Source organism: Moritella viscosa (assembly GCF_900120065.1).
Taxonomy (GTDB): Bacteria; Pseudomonadota; Gammaproteobacteria; order Enterobacterales; family Moritellaceae; genus Moritella; species Moritella viscosa.
Genome location: NZ_FPLG01000078.1, coordinates 58270 through 69004, shown reverse-complemented (window position 1 = coordinate 69004; position 10735 = coordinate 58270). Strand labels below are relative to the sequence as shown.

At 37.5% G+C, this 10735-nt stretch carries 9 protein-coding genes and 3 pseudogenes; all 12 read left to right on the top strand.

The features are described from left to right. Positions 1 to 512 precede the first annotated feature (512 nt). Positions 513 to 626 (top strand): annotated as a pseudogene (locus BT797_RS23625) (polysaccharide biosynthesis protein); the annotation flags it as partial. 104 nt (positions 627 to 730) lie between these two features. Further along, a complete protein-coding gene (locus BT797_RS10530) occupies positions 731 to 1636 on the top strand; it encodes an IS1595 family transposase (protein ID WP_244534170.1) in 906 nt (301 codons plus the stop codon). 4 nt (positions 1637 to 1640) lie between these two features. Continuing rightward, positions 1641 to 2449, top strand: a pseudogene (locus BT797_RS10525) (polysaccharide biosynthesis protein); the annotation flags it as partial. Between the two features lie 8 nt (positions 2450 to 2457). Further along, positions 2458 to 3627: a UDP-4-amino-4,6-dideoxy-N-acetyl-beta-L-altrosamine transaminase gene (pseC, locus tag BT797_RS10520; RefSeq protein ID WP_211705470.1), complete on the top strand. Its 1170-nt coding sequence runs from the start codon at positions 2458 to 2460 to the stop codon at positions 3625 to 3627. Next, positions 3628 to 4318 (top strand): annotated as a pseudogene (gene pseF / locus BT797_RS10515) (pseudaminic acid cytidylyltransferase). It abuts the gene before it with no gap. Next, entirely contained in the window at positions 4318 to 4593 is a 276-nt protein-coding gene (locus BT797_RS10510; protein WP_045111750.1) for a hypothetical protein, read from the top strand. The pseudogene pseF and the gene BT797_RS10510 overlap by 1 nt, the downstream one beginning before the upstream one ends. Before the next feature lie 185 nt (positions 4594 to 4778). Continuing rightward, a complete protein-coding gene (locus BT797_RS10505; protein WP_139291663.1) occupies positions 4779 to 5072 on the top strand; it encodes a hypothetical protein in 294 nt (97 codons plus the stop codon). 30 nt (positions 5073 to 5102) lie between these two features. Next, complete coding sequence (locus tag BT797_RS10500; protein ID WP_339390819.1) at positions 5103 to 5960, top strand: GNAT family N-acetyltransferase; 858 nt, start codon at positions 5103 to 5105, stop codon at positions 5958 to 5960. A 24-nt stretch (positions 5961 to 5984) separates the two neighbouring features. Further along, positions 5985 to 7169: a hypothetical protein gene (locus BT797_RS10495; protein WP_075472007.1), complete on the top strand. Its 1185-nt coding sequence runs from the start codon at positions 5985 to 5987 to the stop codon at positions 7167 to 7169. Further along, positions 7147 to 8358 (top strand): glycosyltransferase, encoded by a 1212-nt coding sequence (locus tag BT797_RS10490; protein ID WP_045111748.1) that lies wholly within the window; start codon positions 7147 to 7149, stop codon positions 8356 to 8358. The genes BT797_RS10495 and BT797_RS10490 overlap by 23 nt, the downstream gene beginning before the upstream one ends. 246 nt (positions 8359 to 8604) lie before the next feature. Then, a complete protein-coding gene (gene gmd, locus BT797_RS10485) occupies positions 8605 to 9732 on the top strand; it encodes a GDP-mannose 4,6-dehydratase (protein WP_075472005.1) in 1128 nt (375 codons plus the stop codon). Between the two features lie 2 nt (positions 9733 to 9734). Further along, a complete protein-coding gene (gene fcl / locus BT797_RS10480; RefSeq protein ID WP_045111746.1) occupies positions 9735 to 10697 on the top strand; it encodes a GDP-L-fucose synthase in 963 nt (320 codons plus the stop codon). The last annotated feature ends 38 nt before the right edge of the window (positions 10698 to 10735 follow it).

Below are 10735 nucleotides of genomic sequence, written 5' to 3'. Positions count from 1 at the left end.
TCTTCAGAAAAATGGTCGATGCCGATCCATAACTGGAAAGCAGCCATGAATCGTTTTATCATTGAATTTGAAGACCGATTAAAAGATCATCTCTAAAATGGTAATTACACAGAATCACTTACAGGGTCACTTCTAGTAATTTCATAGGACCTGTTCTATTACTTATCGCGGTTGATTTTAGTTATGTAAGTATATTTATTATAAACATGCTTGTTTTACTATTATCAGTATATTTGATATTTAAATATTATAAGTGTAATCCGTATATGTTTTCCTTTTTTGTTTTCTTTAACCCTCTAATATTTTTTCATTATTTAATGTGAATGGACCTATTGGGGCCTTTTACTAAAAACCCGTAATAGAGAGGTTGTACAAGGGATTGCCCGACATGGAATGTCTCAAAATAGATAAAGTATGTCTCAGTGATATAAATGTCACTGAGACATAAAATTGAATTTACTCAATTATAATAAAACGTCATTTACTTTATAATAAATAAACATGGATAATACATGTTAAATAACAAAACAGTATTTATTACTGGTGGCACTGGCTCATTCGGTAAACAGTTTATCGAAACAGTCTTAAATCGTTACCCAGATGTAAAAAAGATCATTATTTATTCTGATTACCACTAATGCTCAGCCCTCGTAAACTATACTTAAATGAGTGTAGTGATGAGGTTTAGGTCATGGCTAGAAATAAAGTTCAGTTTCAAAAAGGCATATAGATTCATCAATTTATTGAAAAGTACGGCACTGAAATTCAGTGCCATAATAACTTATTCGAGATGCGTTGGCCCATGGGTTATCGATGTCCTAATTGTGACCACAACAAGTGCTGTAAACTTAAATCAAGAGCGCTGTATCAATGCAATAAGTGTCATTTTCAAACTTCATTGATATCAGGAGCACTTTTCGCTCACTCTAAGTTGCCACTAACAACTTGGTTTCTTGCAATATATTTTGTAACGCAAGAAAAGAACGGTATCTCAGCGCCTGAACTATCAAGGTTACTTGGTATTTCGTATAACGCGACTTGGCGGTTAAAGCAGAAGTTAATGCAAGCAATGAAAGAACGAGATGATGAAATACCATTAGTTGATTATGTCCAGATAGACGATGCTTACTGGGGTGGCGTAAGACGTGGTGTTAGAGGCCGTGGAGCCAAAGGAAAACGCCCCTTTATTGCTGCGGTATCAATCAATGATGAAGGTCATCCGATTTGTATGCGTTTTAGCGCTGTAGATGGATTCAACAAAATAGAAATAACGCGTTGGGCTAAAGCTCACCTGACACCAAAGGCGATTGTTATTTCAGATGGTCTAGCGTGCTTTCGTGCAGTTAAAGATGCCGAGATACTACATCTTGCAGTCGTCACTGGCGGTGGACCAGATAGTGTTGAGTGGCCTTACTTTAAATGGGTTAATACAATGATAAGTAATGTTAAAAACTCAATGCACGGTACTTATCATGCTATTAACCAGAAGCATTTACCTCGATATTTAGCAGAGTTCTGCTTTAAGTTTAATCGACGGTTTAATTTAAAAAATATGCTTGAGCAGTTAATCGTATCAAGTATTCGAACGGCACCGATGCCTCAACGTCTGCTTAAGCTGGCTGAGGTTCGGTGGTAATCAGATTATTTATTCTCGTGATGAATTAAAGCAATCAGTTATTAAACAAAAGTACCCTGCGTATGATTACCCGCAGTTGCGTTTTTTCATTGGTGATGTGCGCGATAAAGATCGTTTAACCCAAGCGTGTGAAGGTGTTGATGTTATTATTCATGCGGCGTACACAATGTTGTAGCTCTTTCAACTGATAAAGCATGTGCACCAGTCAATCTATATGGCGCAACTAAACTAGCATCAGATAAATTATTTGCAGCAGCAAATAATATTCGCGGTTCTAAAGATATCAAGTTTAGTGTTGTTCGTTACGGTAATGTAATGGGCTCGCGTGGGTCTGTTATTCCATTCTTCATGGATAAAAAAGAAGAAGGCTTATTACCAATCACACATGAAGAAATGACGCGCTTTAATATTTCATTACAAGATGGTGTTAACTTAGTGATGTTTGCACTGGGAAACCATCTTGGTGGTGAAATATTTATTCCTAAAATTCCGTCATATAAAAATTTAGATGTTGCTGAAGCTATTGCGCCTGAATGTAAACAACGTGTTGTTGGTATTCGTCCTGGTGAAAAATTACATGAAGAAATGATCACTGATTCGGATTCTTTGAATACTATTGATTTGGGACCGTATTACGCAATTTTGCCATCAGTATCGTACACGTATGAAGAGCAAGATTATATTGATCACCATAAAGCGATAAAAGTACCGCTTGGCTTTAAATATAACTCTGGTACCAACACAGAGTGGGACACGGTTGAAGGCTTACGAGACTTAATTATTGAACATGTAGATGCAAACTTTAAGGTATAACTAAGATTATGATCCCATATGGTAAGCAAGAAATAACGCAGGCAGATATTACTGCTGTTGTTGATGTTCTACAGTCTGATTTTTTAACGCAAGGTCCCCAGGTTCCAGCGTTTGAAAAGTCATTAACCGATTTTACTGGTGCAAAACATGCCTTAGCAGTAAATAGTGCAACCTCTGCATTACATATTGCTTGCTTAGCATTGGGGTTAGGTCAGGATGATATTCTTTGGACTACACCTGTTACTTTTGTCGCATCCGCAAACTGCGGATTATATTGTGGTTCAAAAGTAGATTTTGTCGATATTAATCCACAGACGTATAACCTGTGCCCGATAGAATTAGAAAAGAAATTAGTTATTGCTAAAACAAAACAGCAATTACCTAAAGTATTGGTAGCAGTGCACTTGTGCGGCCAGCCTTGTGATATGAAATCGATCCATGCGTTATCGTTAGAATATGGCTTTAGTATTATCGAAGATGCATCTCACGCTATTGGTGGTCGCTATTTAGAGTCACCAATTGGCGCTGGGCAATATTCTGATATCACGGTATTTAGTTTTCATCCGGTTAAGATCGTTACTACCGCGGAAGGTGGAGCAGCACTGACTAATAGTGATCATCTAGCGGAACAAATGACGTTATTTCGTAGCCATGGTATTACGTGTGATCCGGCATTGATGCAAGGTGAATCTGATGGTGGTTGGTATTATCAGCAGATTGAACTTGGCTTTAACTACCGCATGACAGAGTTGCAAGCAGCACTGGGTGTATCGCAGATGCAGCGATTGGCTGAGTTTGTTGCAGCACGCCATCGTTTAGCAAAGCGTTATAATGCTTTATTAGCGGAATTACCTGTTGTTATCCCTTTTCAGTTAGATAATACATACTCGGGTTTACATTTATATGTGATCCGTTTACAACTTGATAAAATTAACCTGACGCATCCGCAAGTCTTTAATGCGTTACGCGAAAATGGTATCGGCGTTAACCTGCATTATATTCCTGTACATCTGCAGCCTTATTATCAAAATATGGGCTTTAAACACGGTGATTTCCCCGCTTCAGAGCATTACTATCAAGAAGCGATATCATTACCGCTGTTTCATATAATGACTGTACAACAGCAAGATGAAGTCGTTGCTGTTTTAGAACGTATTTTATTACCTGAAGTGATATAAATGAGAATTGCAATGATCCCTGCCCATGGTGGCAGTAAGCGTATTCCACGAAAAAACATCAAATTATTTCATGGCAATCCTATGATTGCTTATTCCATTGAAGCGGCTAAACAATCAGGCTGTTTCGATAAAATCATAGTGTCGACAGACGATCAAGAAATTGCTGATGTCGCTTTAGCTTATGGCGCAGAAGTCCCATTTTTTACGTCCCGCTAATATCTCAGACGATCACGCCACGACGATGGCTGTGATTCAACACAGGATAGGCTGGTGTGAATCGAAAAATATGACGGTTGATTTACTTTGTTGCATTTATGCAACTGCACCGTTTGTATTACCAAGCGACTTAGTCAAGGGATTAGACGCTGTAACTGAAAATAATATTGACTATGCATTCAGCGCCACTTCATTTGCCTTTCCTATTCAGCGAGCGATTGCCTTGAACAAGGAAGGGGGTGTACAAATGTTTCAGCCTGAGCATTTAAATACCCGTTCGCAAGATTTAGAAGAAGCTTATCATGATGCTGGGCAATTTTATTGGGGTAAAACTGCTGCGTTTAAAGCTGGAAAACCATTTTTCTCACCGTCTTCAAAAGCCATTTTATTAGCTCGTAAAAGAGTACAAGATGTCGATACGTTTGAAGACTGGGAACTTGCTGAAGCCTTATATGCAGTTATGAAGGAAGCGTAATGGATATTGTTATCCGCGCTGATGCATCGATTCATATTGGCAGTGGTCATGTGATGCGCTGTTTAGTGCTCGCGCAAGAATTACAACAGCAAGGTCATCATATTCGTTTTGCTTGTCGCCGGCAGGCTGGCAATTCAATAGACTTTATTCTAGCGAAAGGGTTTAAGGTTTTAGAATTAATTCAGGCTAAAACCGAGCTGGTTCCCCAAAATGTCGGATTATTCGGCTTGGTTACAAGTCGCTTGGGATACCGATGCTGCGAGTTTTATACATGAAGTTGTGTCTGCTGATTTAGTTATTGTTGATCACTATGCCCTTAATAAAGATTGGCAGAGCCGTGTTCGAAATGATCTTGATTGTAAAATATTCGTTATTGATCAAATAACGCTTGTGGCAAACCCTTTGCTTTAGCTGAGGGTAGAGCAGTGCTGACCAGAAATGGTCAGGTCTTTAGGTGCCTATGGAAACCCCTTCCTTTCCCGAGCTTGTGAGGGCGCGTAGCGAGGTGGGGGAGGATGTCCATTTGGTTAGAGAGCATGATGCGGATATCATTTTAGATCAAACCTTGTTACGTTCGCCGCAAGAATATCAATTAGCTAACGCGAAAAGCGAAATGCTAATGGGGTGTGATTTTGCATTACTTAATCCATTGTTTACTTGTTATCGTGAAAAAGCCTTAGCTCTAACACCATTTTCTGGCGTTGCGAATATCTTAATTACGATGGGTGGTATTGATCAGCCTAATGCTACATGATCTGTATTACGCGCTTTATCTTTATCTCCAATAAATATTAAAGTAACTGTTTTACTTAGCCATAAAGCACCGCACTATCAGCTTGTTAAGTCATTTTGTGAGCGTTATTCATGGGTCAAACATCTTGACTTTGTTGATAATATGGCTCATTTGATGTTAGAATATGATATTGCAATCGGCGCTCCAGGTTCAACGACATGGGAAAGAGCTTGTCTTGGTATTCCATCTGTGATTATTCCACTTGCGGATAACCAGATCTATATAAGTAAAAAAATGATAGCTGTAAATGCTGCCATAAATCTTGATGTGCAAAGCACTGAGACTGAATTACTCGCTGCAGTTGAAGAAATAAAGAAAAAATATGACGTCTTTAGAGCAACGAATTTAGGCTTGTGTGATGGACTGGGTGTAAAACGTGTTGTCGCTCATATAAATGCTTTATCAATTGATATAATCCAAATTAAGATGCGATCTGCAAGAGAAACAGATATAGAGATAATATATCAATGGCAATGCCATGAAAATACCCGTCGTTATGCATTGAATCCTTTTATACCAACGTATTCTGAACACGAGACTTGGATGTCTAATAAAACAATGGATAAAAAACATTATTTTTATCTTATTGAATTAGAGGGAATTAGAGTCGGTGCTGTAAGATTAGATCGATTAAAGGCGAGGGAGTATGTAGTTTCTATTTTTATATCACCAGATTATTATGGAAAAGGCTTAGCGAAACAAGCTTTAAGCTATATCGATTATATACATAGACACGTCACAATACACGCTACGGTTTTGAAAGAAAATATTGCTTCTCAGAAGTTATTTTTATCAGCCGATTATCAGCGAACTTCAGACGAGAGTTTTATCCGTACGCCAGTTATCTAGCATACATCAAATGTTGAGTTTATTATGAATATATTATTAAATGTAACTTTATTTTCAATGCTCTTTCCGTGGATCTCATTTGGTATTTTGAAGTTAGATACTCAGCCATGGTTTATTATAATGGGATCAATATTCTTTTTTTTTAATATCAGAAAGAAATTGCATAGTGCTATTTTTCTTTCTTTATTTTTATTCTTATATGCTTGTTGTATCGGAATCGCGTACGGACATTTTGATCTTTTAACTGCTAGAGCGATTTTAAGTTATTATGCATTTTTTATTGTGCTTTCATCATATTATATAATTAAACGATATTTTGAGGTTCCTATATGGGTTATCACTGTATCAAATTTCATTTGGTTATGTGCGGGTGCTCTACAGGTTGTTTTTGGAAAAGATATTTTATCTTTTTTAGTGTATGTAAGGACAACAGAGGATAGAGGGGTAACGGGACTAGCTCCGGAACCAACTTTTTACGGTATTTTTTTGTTTTTTATGTGTTGGTTACTTTATCTTGAGAAAAGTAGGATACCAACGAGGATTTTCCAAGTTTTATTTTATTTAAATATGGTTTTTATTTTGTTCGTTGCAAAATCATCAATGGTTATTCTTTTTATATTGATTAGTGTTATTTTATATGTTTTTTTTAATCTTTTTTCTATACGTAAATTAATAATAACTTTTTTATCTTTAGTCGTATGGGCTGTTTTAATCATTCAATTTGGAAGTCTTTTGGAAGGAAGTCGGTTGTTTAAATTAGTAATATTGATTATTGATTCACCATTAATTATTTTAGCTGAAGATGCAAGTATGAACGAAAGAGCTTCACATATCTTTTTTTCTTTCAAAGCTTTTATTGATGATGCAGGTCTCCCTCATGGATTTCATTTATTTTCAAATATTCTAACGACAGGGCGTGCTGATTATGGAGGTCTTTTTTGGTGGGGTGGGGCACATAATAAAGTTATGTCTGGTGTTGGAAGTGTACTATTTGAACTAGGCTGGTTCTCACTTTTATTTTTCATTTTAATTTTTTGGCTTATGGTTTTCCGAAACCATCTTAAAAACTCATTGTATTTCTTTTTTTTACTCTTAGGTCTATTTATGTCTGCGATTCCTGTTGCCTTCACGTTATTGCCTATTATAATAATTTCAACTCATTTCAATTTTATCGAAAGAGAACGTAATGCAATTAAAATCAATTATTGAAAATATTTCTGATGAATATGGAGGACCAGCCAATTCATTGCCAAATTTTTTGGAAGCTATTCGTTCAGAGTTAGGTGTTGAATCAGTTATATATTCAACTATAAATTCAATCAAAGATAAGAATGAGTTTATTGACCGATTTTCTATTCCTTGGGTCCGCTGTAAATTAAATGGCATGGACAAGCTTAAATATTCAAAAGAGATGAAAAGTAGACTGCTTAGCACACTAACAGATGGGGATGTTTTATTTTCTAATAACCTTTGGAATTACCCTGCGTTTTTAGCTGCGAAACTTTCACAAGAAAAAAAAGTACCCCACATCGTTTCAATACGAGGAACTCTTTATCCCTGGTCTTTAGCACAAGGGAAGCTAAGAAAGAAATTAGCATGGCTATTATTTCAAAAAAAATCATTACAACAAGCCAATTTAATTCATGTTACTTGTGCTGATGAATATAAAGCGGTAAGAGAACTTAATATTACATCGCCTATTGCAATCGTACCTCACGGTATTAATTATGATGATTATCAGGATTTACCAAATAAAATCAATGCAATTGAACATTTAAGGTTAAATAATAATAAGAAGTATGTTCTTTTTATGTCTCGCCTACATAAGAAAAAAGGGTTAGATATATTATTAGAAATTTGGCCTGAAGTAGCTAAAGACTTTCCTAATTGGTGTTTACTTATCGTGGGGCCCGATTATTCGAATTATAATGAGAATATTGCTGAACTAGCGGTTGAAAATGGTACTGAAGATAACATTAAAGTGTTTGGTATGCTTAGCGGATATGATAAAAAGTGTGTGTTAGCCTCTTCTGAATTCTTTATTCTCCCTAGTTATACTGAAAATTTTGGGGTGGTCATTGGAGAAGCGTTAGCGGCTGGATTACCCTCTATCACGACTACAGGAACACCTTGGTCTGAAATTAATACTCACAATTGTGGAAAGTACATTACATTATCAAGAGAAAATGTACTTCAATCTTTACAAGAAATGATGACTCTTGATAAACACTCGTTAGATGTAATGTCAAATAACTCCAAGCTATTAATAAAAAATAATTATTCCTGGTCTGCACAAGCAATTAAGTTTGGTAAAGCCTTGGATTTTGTTTTAACAGGAGAACCAGCTCCAGATGTAGTTTATCTGCAGGATGAAAATCCACCTACAAATATTGTGTGATTATTAACATGCTATTAAGGTAAGTTTCAGCTCTTGGAGTAGTCTTAACGACGCAGGATTTGTGGTGAATACTTACGTGTCGGTTAGATCTAAATAATATAAAAATTATAATAGTATCGGATTTTTTGAAATTAAACCGTAATATAATTACGGTATTTGAATTTAATTGTTTGTACGAAAAAAGCGATTAATGGAACAATATATTTAACGTTACTGAGGCAGTTACGTTTAAATCAAAGGATAAAAATGACAAATAAAAAAATAGCACTAATCACAGGTGTAACAGGTCAAGATGGCTCATACCTAGCAGAACTATTATTAGAAAAAGGCTATGAAGTTCACGGTATTAAACGTCGTGCATCATCGTTAAATACCGAGCGTGTTGACCATATTTATCAAGACAATCATGAAAAAAATCAAAAGTTTTTCTTACATTATGGTGATTTAACCGATTCATCAAACCTGACGCGTATTATTAAAGACGTGCAGCCTGATGAAGTATACAACTTAGGCGCTCAGTCTCACGTTGCTGTTTCTTTTGAATGCCCTGAATATACCGCTGATGTAGATGCAATGGGAACATTACGTCTACTTGAAGCCATTCGTTTCTTAGGCTTAGAAAAGAAAACTAAATTCTACCAAGCATCAACGTCTGAGCTTTACGGTGAAGTACAAGAAATTCCACAGCGTGAAACCACACCATTCCACCCACGTTCACCGTATGCGGTAGCAAAAATGTATGCTTACTGGATAGTGGTTAACTTCCGTGAGTCTTATGGCATGTATGCGTGTAACGGTATTCTCTTTAACCATGAATCACCGCGCCGTGGTGAAACGTTTGTAACGCGTAAAATCACCCGTGCTATTACCAATATTTCACAAGGTTTAGAGCAATGTTTATTCCTTGGTAACATGGACGCATTACGTGACTGGGGTCATGCTAAAGACTACGTACGTATGCAGTGGATGATGTTACAACAAGATGTTGCGGATGATTTCGTTATCGCAACGGGTAAGCAAATCTCGGTACGTGAATTTGTTCGCATGTCCGCGCAGAATGTGGGTATCGAACTTGAATTCACCGGCGAAGGAGTCGATGAAATCGCTACTGTTGTGGGCATTACGGGTGATAACGCCAAAGGCGTCTCTGTTGGTGATGTGATTGTTAAAGTTGATACACGTTACTTCCGCCCAGCTGAAGTAGAAACATTGCTTGGTGACCCATCAAAAGCCAAAGAAATATTAGGCTGGGTACCACAAATCACCGTTGAAGAAATGTGTGCTGAAATGGTTGAAAACGACTTGGCTAAAGCAAAACAGCACGCATTGCTTAAAGCACACGGTTATTCTGTTTCTGTAACAAAAGAAAGCTAATCATGACTAAACGTATCTATGTAGCGGGTCATCGCGGTATGGTTGGTTCGGCAATCGTGCGTCAACTGCAAGCGCAAGGTGATGTTGAACTTGTATTAAGAACACGCAGCGAGCTTGATTTAACCAATCAAGCGGCTGTGAATACATTTTTTGCAGCTGAATCAATTGACCAAGTGTACTTAGCTGCTGCGAAAGTGGGTGGCATTGTGGGTAACAATACTTACCCCGCTGATTTCATTTATGAAAATTTGATGATTCAAAGCAACATCATTAATGCCGCGCATATCGCCAACGTACAGGATTTATTGTTTTTAGGCTCATCGTGTATCTATCCACGACTTGCACCGCAACCAATGGCTGAATCAGCCTTGTTAACCGGTACGCTTGAGCCAACTAACGAACCTTATGCGGTTGCCAAAATTGCCGGTATTAAATTGTGTGAGTCTTACAACCGTCAACACGGTCGTAATTACCGCAGTGTCATGCCGACTAATTTGTATGGTCCGAATGATAACTTCCATCCGGAAAACTCACATGTTATTCCTGCCTTGTTACGTCGTTTCCACGAAGCCGCGTTAAACAATGACAGTGAAGTGATTGCATGGGGCAGTGGTAAACCGATGCGTGAATTCTTGTATGTAGATGACATGGCATCAGCGTCTATCTATGTGATGAACCTAGCGCAAGGGTTGTATGCAGAAAACACCGAGGAGATGTTAAGTCATATTAACGTCGGCACGGGTGTTGATTGCACGATTCGTGAACTTGTTGAAACTGTTGCTAAGGTAACAGGCTTTAACGGCGACATCGTCTTTGATAGCAGTAAACCCGATGGTGCACCCCGTAAATTGATGAACGTAGACCGTTTAGCTAATTTGGGTTGGCGTTATCAGGTCGATTTAGAATCTGGCTTGCAAAGTGCTTATCAGTGGTTCCTTGATAATCAAGATTGGTTTAGGAAATAGAAGCAGGGAGAAAGGTCAAAGGTCAAAGGCATCGACCC